This is a genomic window from Modestobacter sp. URMC 112, assembly GCF_053502575.1.
In genome coordinates, this window is the sequence record NZ_CP199957.1 from 1,980,719 (window position 1) to 1,994,746 (window position 14,028).

Annotated in this window: 10 protein-coding genes; 9 read left to right on the top strand and 1 reads right to left on the bottom strand. The window is 73.6% G+C overall.

Annotation, left to right across the window (positions count from 1 at the left end):
• The first annotated feature begins 123 nt into the window (after window positions 1–123).
• From uvrB to ACWIX6_RS09295, 3 genes are all read left to right on the top strand, one after another.
• Window positions 124–2,238, top strand: coding sequence for an excinuclease ABC subunit UvrB (gene uvrB / locus ACWIX6_RS09285; protein WP_448616556.1), 2,115 nt, complete (start codon window positions 124–126; stop codon window positions 2,236–2,238).
• Window positions 2,239–2,628: 390 nt separating this feature from the next.
• A complete protein-coding gene (locus ACWIX6_RS09290; RefSeq protein ID WP_448616557.1) occupies window positions 2,629–3,768 on the top strand; it encodes a TerC family protein in 1,140 nt (379 codons plus the stop codon).
• 130 nt (window positions 3,769–3,898) lie between these two features.
• The gene (locus ACWIX6_RS09295) at window positions 3,899–4,993 is read left to right on the top strand and encodes a TerC family protein (protein ID WP_448616558.1); all 1,095 of its coding nucleotides are present in this window, start codon (window positions 3,899–3,901) and stop codon (window positions 4,991–4,993) included.
• Between the two features lie 69 nt (window positions 4,994–5,062).
• Here the strand turns inward: ACWIX6_RS09295 and ACWIX6_RS09300 are convergent, their stop codons facing one another.
• Window positions 5,063–6,307 carry an amidohydrolase family protein gene (locus ACWIX6_RS09300; protein WP_448616559.1) on the bottom strand — a complete coding sequence of 415 codons (1,245 nt, stop codon included), beginning with the start codon at window positions 6,305–6,307 and terminating at the stop codon, window positions 5,063–5,065.
• A gap of 80 nt (window positions 6,308–6,387) precedes the next feature.
• Here ACWIX6_RS09300 and ACWIX6_RS09305 point away from each other — a divergent pair, with 80 nt between their 5' ends.
• Genes ACWIX6_RS09305 through ACWIX6_RS09330 form a run of 6 tightly spaced genes read left to right on the top strand, consistent with a single transcriptional unit; the run spans window position 6,388 to window position 13,935 of the window.
• Window positions 6,388–7,710, top strand: a complete 1,323-nt coding sequence (locus ACWIX6_RS09305) for an MFS transporter (protein ID WP_448616560.1) — start codon at window positions 6,388–6,390, stop codon at window positions 7,708–7,710.
• 9 nt (window positions 7,711–7,719) lie between these two features.
• A complete protein-coding gene (locus ACWIX6_RS09310) occupies window positions 7,720–9,801 on the top strand; it encodes a prolyl oligopeptidase family serine peptidase (RefSeq protein ID WP_448616561.1) in 2,082 nt (693 codons plus the stop codon).
• Window positions 9,798–10,814: a DUF2891 domain-containing protein gene (locus ACWIX6_RS09315; RefSeq protein ID WP_448616562.1), complete on the top strand. Its 1,017-nt coding sequence runs from the start codon at window positions 9,798–9,800 to the stop codon at window positions 10,812–10,814. The genes ACWIX6_RS09310 and ACWIX6_RS09315 overlap by 4 nt, the downstream gene beginning before the upstream one ends.
• Window positions 10,815–10,872: 58 nt before the next feature.
• Entirely contained in the window at window positions 10,873–12,087 is a 1,215-nt protein-coding gene (locus ACWIX6_RS09320; protein WP_448616563.1) for an alpha-hydroxy acid oxidase, read from the top strand.
• Between the two features lie 38 nt (window positions 12,088–12,125).
• The gene (locus ACWIX6_RS09325; protein ID WP_448616564.1) at window positions 12,126–13,139 is read left to right on the top strand and encodes an acetamidase/formamidase family protein; all 1,014 of its coding nucleotides are present in this window, start codon (window positions 12,126–12,128) and stop codon (window positions 13,137–13,139) included.
• A 34-nt stretch (window positions 13,140–13,173) separates the two neighbouring features.
• A complete protein-coding gene (locus tag ACWIX6_RS09330; RefSeq protein ID WP_448616565.1) occupies window positions 13,174–13,935 on the top strand; it encodes an SDR family NAD(P)-dependent oxidoreductase in 762 nt (253 codons plus the stop codon).
• The last annotated feature ends 93 nt before the right edge of the window (window positions 13,936–14,028 follow it).

The window sequence follows — 14,028 nt, forward strand, 5'->3', positions numbered from 1 at the left end:
CTGGACCAGTGCCCCCTGCGCGGCGGGGGCACACCTGTCCCGGCGAGGTGGGAGCAGCGTCACCAGAGCCCTCCCGGGGCGCGATCCTGCCGTTGTGTCGTAGCCCCGTCGTACCGTCGTCCCGTGCCCACCTCCACGGAGATCCGCCCCACCCGCGGGCGCTTCCGCGTCGTCAGCGAGTTCCAGCCCTCCGGCGACCAGCCGGCGGCGATCAAGGCGCTGGCCGAGCGGGTCAACGCCGGGGAGACCGACACGGTCCTGCTGGGTGCCACCGGCACCGGGAAGTCGGCGACGACGGCCTGGCTGATCGAGCAGGTGCAGCGGCCGACGCTGGTGATGGCGCCGAACAAGACGCTGGCGGCCCAGCTGGCCAACGAGTTCCGGGAGCTGCTGCCCGACGCCGCGGTGGAGTACTTCGTCTCCTACTACGACTACTACCAGCCCGAGGCCTACGTCCCGCAGACGGACACCTACATCGAGAAGGACTCCTCGATCAACGAGGAGGTCGAGCGGCTCCGCCACTCGGCCACCAACAGCCTGCTCACCCGGCGCGACGTCATCGTGGTGTCCACGGTCTCGTGCATCTACGGCCTGGGGACGCCGCAGGAGTACGTGGAGCGCGCGCTCAAGGTGAAGGTGGGGGAGCAGCGGGACCGCGACGACCTGCTGCGCACCCTGGTCACCGAGCAGTACACCCGCAACGACCTCTCCTTCACCCGCGGCACGTTCCGGGTCCGCGGCGACACGATCGAGGTCTTCCCGGTCTACGAGGAGCTGGCCTGCCGGATCGAGATGTTCGGCGACGAGATCGAGCGGCTGTACTACCTGCACCCGCTCACCGGTGAGGTGATCCGCGAGGTCGACGAGCTGTTCGTCTTCCCGGCCACCCACTACGTCGCCGGCCCCGACCGGATGGAGCGGGCGATCGCCACCATCGAGGCCGAGCTGGAGCAGCGGCTGGCCGAGCTGGACCGCCAGGGCAAGCTGCTGGAGTCCCAGCGGCTGCGCATGCGCACCACCTACGACATCGAGATGATGCGGCAGGTCGGTTTCTGCTCGGGCATCGAGAACTACTCGCGGCACATCGACGGCCGGGCCCCCGGCTCGGCCGGCGCCTGTCTCATCGACTACTTCCCCGACGACTTCCTGCTGGTCATCGACGAGTCGCACGTGACCGTGCCGCAGATCGGCGGCATGTACGAGGGCGACATGAGCCGCAAGCGCACCCTCGTCGACCACGGGTTCCGGCTGCCCTCGGCGATGGACAACCGCCCGCTGAAGTGGGAGGAGTTCACCGACCGCATCGGTCAGACCGTCTACCTCTCGGCCACCCCGGGGCACTACGAGCTGGGACGCACCGGCGGCGAGTTCGTCGAGCAGGTCATCCGGCCGACCGGCCTGGTCGACCCCGAGGTGGTGGTCAAGCCGACCAAGGGCCAGATCGACGACCTGGTGCACGAGATTCGGCTGCGCACCGAGAAGGACGAACGGGTCCTGGTCACCACGCTGACCAAGAAGATGTCCGAGGACCTCACCGACTACCTGCTCGAGCTGGGCATCCGGGTCCGCTACCTGCACTCCGAGGTCGACACACTGCGCCGGGTCGAGCTGCTCCGGGAGCTGCGGCAGGGCGAGTACGACGTGCTGGTCGGGATCAACCTGCTGCGGGAGGGGCTCGACCTCCCCGAGGTGTCGCTGGTGGCCATCCTCGACGCGGACAAGGAGGGCTTCCTCCGTTCCGGGACGTCGTTGATCCAGACGATCGGCCGCGCGGCGCGCAACGTGTCCGGCCAGGTGCACATGTACGCCGACAAGATCACCCCGTCGATGGCCCAGGCGATCGAGGAGACGAGCCGGCGGCGGGAGAAGCAGATCGCCTACAACACGGAGCGCGGGGTCGACCCGCAGCCGCTGCGGAAGAAGATCGTCGACATCCTGGACGGCATCTACGCCGCCGCCGAGGACGCGGAGGGTGCGACCGAGCTGCTCGGTGGATCCGGTCGGCAGCAGTCCCGCGGCAAGGCGCCGGTCCCGGGGCTGTCCTCGAAGGCCAAGAAGGCCGGCGCGATCGACGTCCAGGGCCTGCCGCGCAACGAGCTGGCCGACATGATCGCCACCATGAACGAGCAGATGCTCGCCGCCGCCCGCGAGCTGCAGTTCGAGGTGGCCGCCCGGTTGCGCGACGAGCTCACCGAGCTCAAGAAGGAGCTGCGCCAGCTGGACGCCGCCCACGCCTGAAGGACCCTCGTGCCCCCCACCGCTCGCGAGCTCGCGGCGAGGCCCGGCACGGGGCCTGACCGTGCCCCCGCCCCTCGCCGGCCTCGCCCGCCTCGCCCCGAGGTCCGGTGCGAGCGCGCGAGGGCTCAGGGGGGCGCGGTCCTCCTCCTGCCGATGATGTGCGGTCGACGCCGGAGCCGGGAACAAACCGGCGGGCTGGGACGTCTACCCCTGTGAAGCCACCAGCGCTCCGGCGATGACGCCTGTGCGGTGGGTTTCGTGGAGGGGAGTATCCCCCGCGGCATCGTCGTCAACACGAGGTCCGATGACCTCCGGCGCTGTCGGTCGGCCGCTGGTGGCCGACGGGAGAGACCTCCGGTACTGACACCTGCTGTCAACCGGAGGAACTACATGGACGTCCCGTTCTGGGTCTGGGCGATCACCGTCGCCGCGATCATCGGCATGCTCGCCTTCGACTTCGTCGGCCACGTGCGCACACCGCACGCCCCCTCGCTCCGCGAGGCCGCCACCTGGTCGGCGGTCTACGTCGGCATCGCCGTCGTCTTCGGCATCCTGGTGTTCGTCTTCGCCGGCGCCCAGTACGGCGGGGAGTACTTCGCCGGCTACATCACCGAGAAGAGCCTCTCGGTCGACAACCTGTTCGTCTTCGTGCTGATCATGGCCAGCTTCGGGGTGCCCCGGGAGCTGCAGCAGAAGGTGCTGCTCTTCGGCATCACGTTCGCCCTGGTGCTGCGCACGGTCTTCATCCTGGTGGGCGCCGCCGCCATCGAGAACTTCAGCTGGGTCTTCTACCTCTTCGGCGCCATCCTGATCTACACCGCCTACGTCCAGGCGAAGAGCGGGGGGCACAGCAGCGACGAGGAGTACAAGGAGAACGCCCTCCTCCGGCTGACCCGCAAGGTCCTCCCGACGACGGACGAGTACCACTCCGACAAGATGACCGTGACCCTGCAGGGCAAGCGGTTCATCACCCCGCTGGCCATCGCGCTGATCGCCATCGGCAGCGCCGACATCATCTTCGCCGTCGACTCGATCCCGGCGATCTTCGGCCTCACCCAGGAGACGTACCTGGTCTTCGCCGCCAACGCCTTCTCGCTGCTGGGTCTGCGCCAGCTGTTCTTCCTCATCGACGGCCTGCTCGACCGGCTCGTCTACCTGGCCTACGGCCTGGCCGTGATCCTCGCCTTCATCGGCGCCAAGCTGGTCATCCACGCGCTGCACACCAACGAGCTGCCCTTCGTCAACGGCGGCGAGCACGTCACCCTGATCCCGGAGATCCCCACCTGGTTGTCCCTGGGCGTGATCCTGGTGACGCTGCTGGTCACCACCGTGGCGAGCCTCCGGCACGACAAGCGGACCCGGGCCCGCCGGCTGGCGCGCGAGACCGCGCCCGCCGACCTGTCGTCCGCCGGCCCGGCCACCGACGGGTCCGCCCAGCCGGTGACCGTGGACGGCTCGTCGCAGCCGATGCCCGGCGACGTGCCGGCCCGCTCCGGCGCGCGGCGGGCGGACGTCAGCCGCACCGACTGACCGCTCCGCACCGGCGGGCCGGGGACGTCGACGACGTCCCCGGCCCGTGGCGACTGCGGGGGTGTGACGTCCGCCGGGGTCCATGTGGTTGGGCGGTGCACCCGGCGCCGTCCCCGTAGAGTCCAACCCCGTGGAGCTCCCCGTCTGGTTCGAGATCGCGACGTTCGTGGGCCTGACGGTCCTGCTGCTCGCCGACCTCGCCATCGTCGTCCGCCGCCCGCACGAGCCCTCCATGAAGGAGGCGGGCCTCTGGGTCGCCTTCTACGTGGCCCTCGCGCTGATCTTCGGCGTGGTGATCCTCGCGGTGACGAACGGGCAGTTCGCCACCGAGTTCTACGCAGGCTGGCTCACCGAGTACTCGCTCTCGGTGGACAACCTGTTCGTCTTCGTGATCATCATGGCCCGCTTCGGCGTGCCCCGGAAGCTGCAGCAGGAAGCGCTGATGATCGGGATCATCATCGCCCTGGTGCTGCGCGGCATCTTCATCCTGCTCGGCGCCGCGGTCATCGAGCGCTACACCTGGGTGTTCTACATCTTCGGTGCGTTCCTCGTGTACACCGCCATCAACCTGGTCCGGCACCGGGACGAGGACGAGGAGTACGAGGAGAACGCGTTCATCCGCCGGATGCGCAAGGTGCTGCCGATCTCCCAGGACTACCACGGGGCGCACCTCCGCACGACGGAGAACGGCAAGAAGGTCTGGACGCCGATGATCGTGGTGATCCTCGCCCTCGGGACCACCGACCTGATCTTCGCGCTGGACAGCATCCCGGCGATCTTCGGCCTCACCCGCGAGCCGTTCATCGTCTTCACCGCGAACATCTTCGCGCTGATGGGCCTGCGGCAGCTCTACTTCCTGCTCGGCGGCCTGCTCAAGCGGCTGATCTACCTGTCGCTCGGCCTCGCCGTCATCCTGGCCTTCATCGGCGTCAAGCTGGTCATGGAGGCGCTGCACACCAACGAGCTGCCGTTCATCAACGGCGGTGAGCACATCGAGTCCGTGCCCGAGATCCCGATCTGGCTGTCGCTGTCGATCATCCTGGGCGTCCTGGTCATCGCCACCGTCGCCAGCCTGATCAAGACGCGCGGTCAGCTCATGGACGCCGAGGGTGCCGCCGTCGACCCGCAGGCCACCGACACCGGTGAGCCGGGCCGGCCGTCGGCCGTCGAGGAGGACGAGCAGCGCGCCCAGGCCGCTGCCGGCGAGGACCACCAGCGCCGCTGAGCGACGACCGCCGCAGGCGCCGAGCGCCCCGGGGGCTCCGGTGCCCCAGCGGCACCGGGGCTCCCGGGGTCAGCGCTGCGGGACGATCCCGCGCTCGACGACGGCGCCGCCCTCGGCCACCAGCTCGCCGTCCCGCCACACCTGACGCACCCGGCCGGCGAGCCCGGTGAGGTCCCGGGCGTCGCCGTCCAGGACGACGACGTCCGCCCGCTTGCCCGGCTCGAGGCTGCCCAGCTCCGTGTCGACGCCGAGCAGCTGCGCGGCCGACAGCGTGGTCGCGTGCCACGCCTGCTCCGGGGTCATCCCGCAGTCGGCCATCAGGCCCAGCTCGACGAGGCTGTCACCGTGCGGCCCGACGCCGGCATCGGTGCCCATCGCGATCTTCACGCCCGCGGCGACGGCACGCGAGATGGACTCGTCGTGGGCCGCCCGCACGGTGCGCGCCTTCTCGATCACCGAGCTGGGCAGCGACGCACCGGCGGCGACGGCGGTCAGCACCGCCCGCGGCGCGGCCAGCGTCGGCACCAGCCAGGCGCCGTGCTCCAGCATCAGCTCGACGGCCTCGTCGTCGAGGTAGATGCCGTGCTCGATGGAGCGGATGCCGGCCCGGACGGCGGCCTTGATCCCCTCGGCGCCCTGGGCGTGCGCCATCACCGCGACGCCGGCGGCCTCGGCCTCCTCGACCAGCACCGCCAGCTCCGCCGGCCGGAAGTGCGGGTGCCGCGGGTCGTCGCGGGCGGACAGCACGCCGCCGCTGGTGGCCACCTTCAGCACGTCGGCGCCCGCCCGCAGCAGCTCGCGCACGGTGCGGCGCATCTCGTCGGGGCCGTCCACCACGGTCGCCGGCCGGCCCGGGTGCGGCCCCATCAGTGGCAGCTCCGCGCCGCAGACGTGCCAGCCGTCGCCGTGCCCGCCGGTCTGGGACAGCATGCTGATGGCGATCTGCATCCGCGGCCCGGCGATCAGCCCGTCGCGGACCGCCTGCGCGACACCCAGGTCGGCGCCGCCCGCGTCCCGCACCGAGGTGATGCCCTGGACGAGCGTGCGCCGCAGGTTGTGCACCGCCTCGAAGAAGCTGTAGCTGAACGGCGTCTGCAGGTGCCGCAGCGTGTCCACGCCGCTGACCATCACGTGCACGTGGGCGTCGAACAGCCCCGGCAGCACGGTGGCGCCGCTGCAGTCGACCACCTCGTCGCCGGACAGCCCCGACCCGACCTCGAGGACGCGGCCGTCCTCCACCAGGACGTCGGCGGCCGCCGCCGGGCTGCCCGTGCCGTCGAGGACCTGGCCACCGGTGAAGACGCGTCGGGTCATGGGCCCAGACCCTAGCCCTTAGCGGCTCTCACGACCGCCCGCGGGAACACCCGGCATCGATGCGGAGTTGGCGCTCGGTCATGGGCTCATCGACGGACGCCGGCCGGATCGCTGCGCTCGTCGGACTGCTCTTCGGCCTCGCCGGCATGGGCTCCGCGGCCGTCGCCGTGACGCTGCCGGCGATCGCCGCGGACCTCGACCTGAGCACCGGCGGGGTCTCCTGGGTGATCAGCCTCTACGCCCTGATGCTCGCGGTGGCCACGGCGGTCTACGGGCGGGTGGCCGACCTGGCCGGCATCCGGGTGCCGCTGGTCGTCGGGGTGGCGCTGATGACCGCCGGGGCGGTGCTCGGCGGGCTGGCCCCCGGCTACCCGGTGCTGCTCGGCGCCCGCCTGCTGCAGGGCCTGGGCGCCGCCGCCGTCCCGGTGCTGGGCATGGCGATCGTCAGCGCCAAGTACGACGGCGAGGTGCGGGCGGCCGCCCTCGGCCGGGTCGCCGGCACCGCGGCCGCGGTGAGCGCGCTCGGGCCGCTGGCCGGCGGCGTGGTCGAGGACCTGGCCGGCTGGCGGGCGGTGATCGCGCTGCCGGCGCTGGGCCTGCTGATGGTCCCGGTGCTCTGGCGGGCGATCCCGAACGAGGGCACCGGCGCCCGGCTGGACGTGCTCGGCGCGGTCCTCGTCGCCGGCACCGCCGCCGGGCTGGTGCTGCTCGTGCAGTCCCCTGCGTCGGGCGTGGTCATCGCCACCGTGGGCGCCGCCCTGCTGGGGCTGGGCGTGCCGGCGGTCGCCGCCCGGGTGCGCCGGCGTCCCGAGGGCTTCCTGCCGCGGGCCGTCGTCCGCGAGCCGGTCGTCGTCCGCAGCGCACTGGCCGCCTCGGCCGTGCCGGCGGCGTGGTTCGCGCTGCTCATCGCCGTCCCCGCGGTGCTCGCCGCCGGGGGCTGGACGCCGCTGCACATCGGCTTCGCGCTGGTGCCCAGCGCCGTCACCGGGTTCCTCGCGCCGCGGCTGGCCGGTCCGCTGCTCGCCCGGCTGGGCCCGGACCGGTCGCTCGTCGGCTCGGGAGCGACCGCCGCGGTGGCCCTGCTGGTCGCCGGCGGCGGCGCCGCCACCGGGTCGGCGCCGCTGCTCGTGGGCGCCGTCGTGCTCGTGACGCTGGCCTTCGGCCTGGGGCAGCCGGCCCTGATGGCGGCGGTCGGCGGAGCCGTCCCGGCCGACGTCCGCGGCGTCGCGCTGGGCATCGCCACGCTTGTCTTCATGGTCGGCGGCGGCGTGGGGTCGGCCGTCGTCGGCGGCGCGGGGGAGCTGCTGGGGCTGGACCGCAGCCTGCTGCTGCTGGCGCTGCTGCCGCTGGCCGGGTCGCTGGGGCTGCTGCGTGCGATCCGCCGGGAGTCGGCCACCCGTTAACGTGCGCACATGCGGCCGACCGACCTGTCCCTGCTGCGCGTCCCCGGTGTGCCGGCGGTGTCCCCGGACGGGCGCACCGCCGTCGTCGCCGTCACCCGGCTGGACCTGACCGCCGACGAGTACCGCAGCCAGCTGTGGACGGTGCCCACCGACGCCTCGGCGCCGGCGGCCCCGCTGACCCACGGGCACGCCGACAGCGCGCCCGCCTTCTCCCCGGACGGCCGCTGGCTGGCCTACCTGTCCGCCGAGCCCAAGGGCCGCCCGCAGGTGCACGTGCTGGCGGTCGGGGGCGGGCAGCCGCGCCGGCTGACCGACCACCACCTGGGCGCCGGCGCGCCGGTGTGGTCGCCGGACTCCCGCCGGCTGGCCTACACCGCCCGGGTGCCCGAGCCCGGCCGCTACGGCACCGACGAGGACGTCCCGCCCGCCGCGGAGCCGCCCCGGCTGATCACCACGCTGAAGTACCGGGCCGACGACCTGGGGTTCAGCACCGACCGGCGCGGCCACGTCTTCGTCGTCGACCTGCCCGCGGAGACCGCGGACGACGCCGTCCCGCTGCCCGAGCCGGTGCAGGTCACCGACGGGGACGTCGACGACACCGACGTCACCTGGAGCCCGGACGGGTCCGAGCTGGCGTTCGTCTCCGCCCGGCACGCGCAGGCCGACGCCGACCTGGTCAGCGACGTCTACGTGGTCCGCGCCGACGGCTCCGGGCTGCGCCGGGTGACCTCGGGCCGGTCCGGCTGCGCGCAGCCGGCGTACGCGCCGGACGGGGCGACGCTCTACCTCACCGCCCAGCCGGACCTCGGCCCGGACGGCCTGGACTTCGTCGCCCGCAACTCCACGCTGTGCCGGGTGCCGGTGTCCGGCGGCGACCCCGAGCCGCTGCTCGACCCCGAGGAGCACGACCGGGGCGACGAGACCCCGGGGACCGTCCTCGCCGACGGGGCGGCGTTCCTCGGCATCCAGCGGCGCGGCGCGGTGGAGCTGCTCCGGGTGCCGCTGGACGGCGGCGACCCCGAGGCGCTGGTCGAGGGGCCGTTCACCGTGCGCGGCATCGGCGTCGGCGGCGGCGTCGTCGTGGCCACCGTTGCGCACGACCGCTCCGCCGGCGAGCTGATCGCGATCACCCCCGGCCGCCGCCGGCTGCTCACCGGGTTCGGCGCCCCCCTGCAGGCCACCGGCCGGCTGCACCGGATGCGGGAGCGGACGGCGACCGCCCCGGACGGCTACCCGGTGCACGGCTGGCTGACCACGCCGCCCGGCCCCGGTCCGCACCCGGTGCTGCTCACCGTGCACGGCGGGCCGTTCGCCCAGTACGGCTGGACGCTGTTCGACGAGACCCAGGCCTACGTCGGGGCGGGCTACGCGGTGCTGCAGTGCAACCCGCGCGGCTCCTCGGGCTACGGGCAGGCCCACGGGCGGGTCATCAAGGAGCGGATGGGCACGGTCGACGCCGACGACGTCCTGGCCTTCCTGGACGACGCGCTCACCGACCCCGCCCTGGACGCCTCCCGCGTCGGCCTGATGGGCGGCTCCTACGGCGGCTACATGACCACCCTGCTGATCGGCCGCACCGACCGGTTCACCGCCGCGATCAGCGAGCGCGCCTTCAACGACCCGGTCAGCTTCGTCGGCTCCTCCGACATCGGGTTCTTCTTCCCCGACCAGTACCTGGGCACCGACCCGGAGCGGGTCGCGGCCCAGTCGGCGCTGGCCGGGGCGCACCGGATCACGACCCCGACGTTCGTCGTCCACTCGGAGGAGGACTGGCGCTGCCCGCTCGAGCAGGGCACCCGGCTGTACGTGGAGCTCAAGCGCCGCGGGGTCCCGACCGAGCTGCTGCTGTTCCCCGGCGAGGGCCACGAGCTGTCCCGCTCCGGCCGGCCGAAGCACCGGCTGGCCCGGCTGGAGCACGTGCTGCGCTGGTGGGCCCGGTGGCTGCCGACCGGCTCGGAGCCGGCCCAGCTGACCGCCGGACCGGCGGCCGGGGAGGACGGCGCGTCGGCGCAGGTCCCCGGGGCGGCCGTGGACGGCGAGGCGTCGGGACGGCGCCCGGAGGTGCTGACCGTGCCGGCCACCCGGCTGTGACCCCGGCGCCGGACCTGCTCGCCGCCGCTCCCGAGCTGGCCGCGACCGCGCTGCGGACGGTGCGGGAGGAGTTCCCCAACGGGCTGCGGGTCGAGTACACCCGGCCCGGCGACGCGCCGCACCGTCCCCGCGACCGGCACCCGGCCTTCTACGGCAGCTACGACTGGCACTCGGCGGTCGAGATGCACTGGGTGCTGCTCCGGCTGCTGCGGGTGGCTCCGGGGGCGGTGCCGGCCGACGCCGTCCGGACGGTGCTCGACGAGCACCTGACCCCGCCGGCGATCGCGGCCGAGGTGGCCTTCGCGCGCTCGGCACCGGGATGGGAACGGCCCTACGGCTGGGCCTGGGCGCTGACCCTGGCCGAGGAGGCCGGGTCCTGGGCCGCCGACGGCGACCCGGACGCCGGCCGGTGGGCCGCCGCGTTGCGCCCGCTGGCGGAGCACTTCCTGGACGCGCTGGTCGGCTGGCTGCCGCGGGCGACCTACCCGGTGCGGTCCGGGCTGCACCCCAACAGCGCCTTCGGGCTGCTGATGTCGCTGCCCGCGGCCCGGCGCGCGGCCGACCCGGCCGCGCTGCAGGCGCTGACCGGAGCCGCGCTGCGCTGGTTCGCTGACGACGCCGACGCCCCGGTCCGCTGGGAGCCGTCCGGGTCGGACTTCCTGTCCCCGGTGCTCACCGAGGCGCTGCTGATGGCCGAGGTGCTGCCCCCGGCGGAGTTCGGGCCGTGGCTGTCGGCGTTCCTCCCCGGGGCCGGGCCGCTGTTCACCCCGGCGCAGGTCAGCGACCCGAGCGACGGGCAGACCGCCCACCTGCACGGGCTCAACCTGAGCCGGGCGTGGGCGATGCGCCGGCTGGCCGGCGTGCTGCCCGCCGGCGATCCCCGCGGGCCGGGGCTGCACGCCGCCGCGGCCGAGCACGCCGCGGCCGCGCTGCCGCACGTGAGCGGCAGCGACTACATGGTCGAACACTGGCTGGCCGCCTACGCGCTGCTGTACCTCGACCCCGGGTACTGAGCCGCCGGCCGGCCCGCATGGCAGGGTGAGTCGACGGTCTCTCGACGGAAGGAGCCGCGTGGTCACGCGACGGGTACCGCGCTGGTCCGAGGTGTCCCAGGTGGTCCGCCCCCGGTTGCTGCCGGGCGATGCGACCGACCGGCGGCTGGCCCGGGCGGCCACCATCGCCGACCTCCGCGAGCTGGCCCGCCGCACGGTGCCGCGGGCGGTGTTCGACTACACCGACGGCGCGGCCGGCGCGGAGATCAGCCTCCGCCGGTCCCGGGAGGCGTTCGAGCGGGTCGAGTTCCGGCCCAGCGTGCTGCGGGACGTCTCCGTCGTGGACACCTCGACCACCGTGCTGGGCGCCCGGTCCGCCGTCCCGTTCGTGCTCGCGCCGACCGGCTTCACCCGGCTGATGCACACCGCCGGGGAGCCGGCGGTCGCCCGGGTCGCCCAGCGGGCCGGTCTGCCGTACGGGCTGTCGACCATGGGGACGACGTCGCTGGAGGACCTGGCCGCGGCGGCGCCCGACGTCCGCCGGTGGTTTCAGCTGTACCTGTGGCGGGACCGGCAGGCCAGCAAGGACCTGGTCCGGCGGGCCGAGGCCGCCGGCTACGAGGCGCTGGTGCTGACCGTGGACACCCCGGTGGCCGGTCCCCGGCTGCGGGACGTGCACAACGGCCTCACCATCCCGCCCGCGCTGTCGCTGCGGACGATGGCCAACGCCGCGGTGCACCCGCGCTGGTGGATCGACCTGCTCACCACCGAGCCGCTGACGTTCGCCTCGCTGCACTCCTGGGGCGGCACCGTGGCCGAGCTGGCGGACCGGGTCTTCGAGCCCGCCGCCACGCTCAGCGACCTGCGGGACCTGCGCGCTGCCTGGCCCGGCAAGCTCGTGGTGAAGGGCGTGCAGACCGCGGACGACGCCCGCGCGGTGGTCGACGAGGGCGTGGACGCCGTCGTCGTCTCCAACCACGGCGGCCGCCAGCTGGACCGGGCGCCGACCCCGCTGGAGGAGCTGCCGCACGTCGTCCGGGCGGTGGACGGGCGCGCCGAGGTGTACCTGGACGGCGGCGTGCTCAACGGCGCCGACGTGGTGGCCGCCGTGGCCGCCGGGGCGCAGGCGGTGCTGGTCGGCCGGGCGTACCTCTACGGCCTGATGGCCGGCGGGGAGCGCGGCGTCCAGCGCGCCGTCGACCTGCTGACCGGCGAGGTGGCGCGCACCCTGCAGCTGCTCGGCGTCCCCTCGGTGGCCGAGCTGACCCCGGACCGGGTCCGGCTGCGTTCCTGACCTGGATCGTCCCGTGCGTCCGGCCCTAGGGTGCGGCCATGGACGTCGTCGAGATCACGCCGAGCTTCGAGCAGTACGCGTTCACGTTCGGCGGTGTCGCCCCGTTGCGCAAGGTCAGCCCGGGGACCGCGTTGCGGCTCTGGTCCGACGACGCGTTCTCCGGCGCGCTGCGCTCGGCGACCGACCTGTCCAGCGAGAAGGTCGACCTGCGGTACGTCAACCCGCAGACCGGGCCCTTCTACGTCGAGGGCGCCGAACCGGGCGACACGCTGGCCCTGCACTTTGTGGCGATGGAGCCGGCCCGCGACTGGGGGGCGTCGGCGGTGATCCCGTTCTTCGGCGGGCTGACCAGCACCGAGCGGACGTCGACGCTGCAGGAGCCGCTGCCGGACACCACGTGGATCTACGAGCTGGACCGTTCCGCCAACACCGTCACCTTCGTCGCCCGGCACAGCGAGCTGAGCGTCGAGCTGCCGGTCGAGCCGATGCTCGGCACGGTCGGCGTCGCCCCGGCCGGCAACGAGGTGCGCAGCTCCCTGGTGCCCGACGCCTTCGGCGGCAACATGGACACCCCGCAGATGCGGCCCGGGTCCACCTGCTACCTGCGGGTCAACGTCGAGGGTGCGCTGTTCTCCCTCGGTGACGGCCACTACCGGCAGGGCGAGGGGGAGGCCTGCGGGACGGCGGTCGAGGGCGCCATGACGACGACGGTCATCGTGGAGCTGGTCAAGGGCGCGGAGTCCGCCGGCGGGCCGGCCTGGCCCCGGATCGAGGACGACACGCACTGGATGACCGTCGGGTCCAGCCGGCCGCTGGAGGACGCCTGGCGGATCGGCCAGACCCAGCTGGTGCGCTGGTTCCAGGAGCTGTACGGGCTGCACGCGATGGACGCCTACCAGCTGCTGTCCCAGATCTCCGAGGCGCCGATCGCGAACGTGGTCGACGCCAACTACTCCGCCGTCCTCAAGGCCCGCAAGGCGCTGCTGCCGGCCGCGTCGGCGTACGGCGGACTGCACGACGACCTGCGGCGCCGGGCCGCGACCCTCCGCTGACCCCTGACTGGACCCCTGACCGGAAGGAACCACCGTGGACCTGCAGCTGACCGGCTCCCGCGTGCTCGTGACCGGGGGGACGCGCGGCATCGGCCGGGCGATCGTCGAGGCGTTCGCCGCCGAGGGCGCGCACGTGGAGTTCTGCGCGCGCAAGCCCGACGAGATCGCCGAGACCGAGCAGGCGCTGTCCTCGGGGCCGGGTGCCGTGCACGGGTCGGTCGTCGACGTGGCGGACGGCCCGGGGCTGATCGCCTGGGTCGGGGAGGCGGGGGAGCGGCTGGGCGGCATCGACGCCGTCGTCTCCAACGTCAGTGCGCTGGCGACCGGGCAGACCGAGGCCGACTGGTACGCCTCCTTCGAGGTCGACCTGATGGGGGCGGTGCGGATGGTGACCGCCGCGCTGCCGCACCTGGAGGCCAGCGACAACGGGTCGATCGTGGCGGTCTCCAGCGTCTCCGGTCGGGAGGCGGACTTCGCGGCGGGGCCCTACGGGACCATGAAGACGGCCCTCGTCGGCTACGTGTCCGGACTGGCGCTGCAGCTGGCCGGCCGCGGGGTGCGGGCGAACGTCGTGTCGCCGGGCAACACGTACTTCCCGGGCGGCTTCTGGGAGGGCATCGAGCAGGGCAACCCGGAGCTGTTCTCCATGGCGCTCGGCCTCAACCCGACCGGACGGATGGGGACGGCGGAGGAGATGGCCCGGGCCGTGGTGTTCCTGTCCAGCCCGGTGTCCAGCTTCACCACCGGCACCAACCTCGTGGTGGACGGCGCCCTCACCCGCGGCGTGCAGCTCTGAGCACCTGACCCCCGGCTGACCAGCCGCCGACCAACCGCTGGGCAACCGCGGGGTGCCGGTGACGAGCGCGTACCGCGAACCCCGAACGGCGCG

Bases quoted from the DNA above. Each gene is read 5' to 3' on its own strand.
- ACWIX6_RS09305 (WP_448616560.1), top strand. From the start codon at position 6,388: ATGGGCTCATCGACGGACGCCGGCCGGATCGCTGCGCTCGTCGGACTG.
- ACWIX6_RS09300 (WP_448616559.1), bottom strand. From the start codon at position 6,307: ATGACCCGACGCGTCTTCACCGGTGGCCAGGTCCTCGACGGCACGGGC.
- ACWIX6_RS09325 (WP_448616564.1), top strand. From the start codon at position 12,126: ATGGACGTCGTCGAGATCACGCCGAGCTTCGAGCAGTACGCGTTCACG.
- ACWIX6_RS09310 (WP_448616561.1), top strand. From the start codon at position 7,720: ATGCGGCCGACCGACCTGTCCCTGCTGCGCGTCCCCGGTGTGCCGGCG.
- ACWIX6_RS09290 (WP_448616557.1), top strand. From the start codon at position 2,629: ATGGACGTCCCGTTCTGGGTCTGGGCGATCACCGTCGCCGCGATCATC.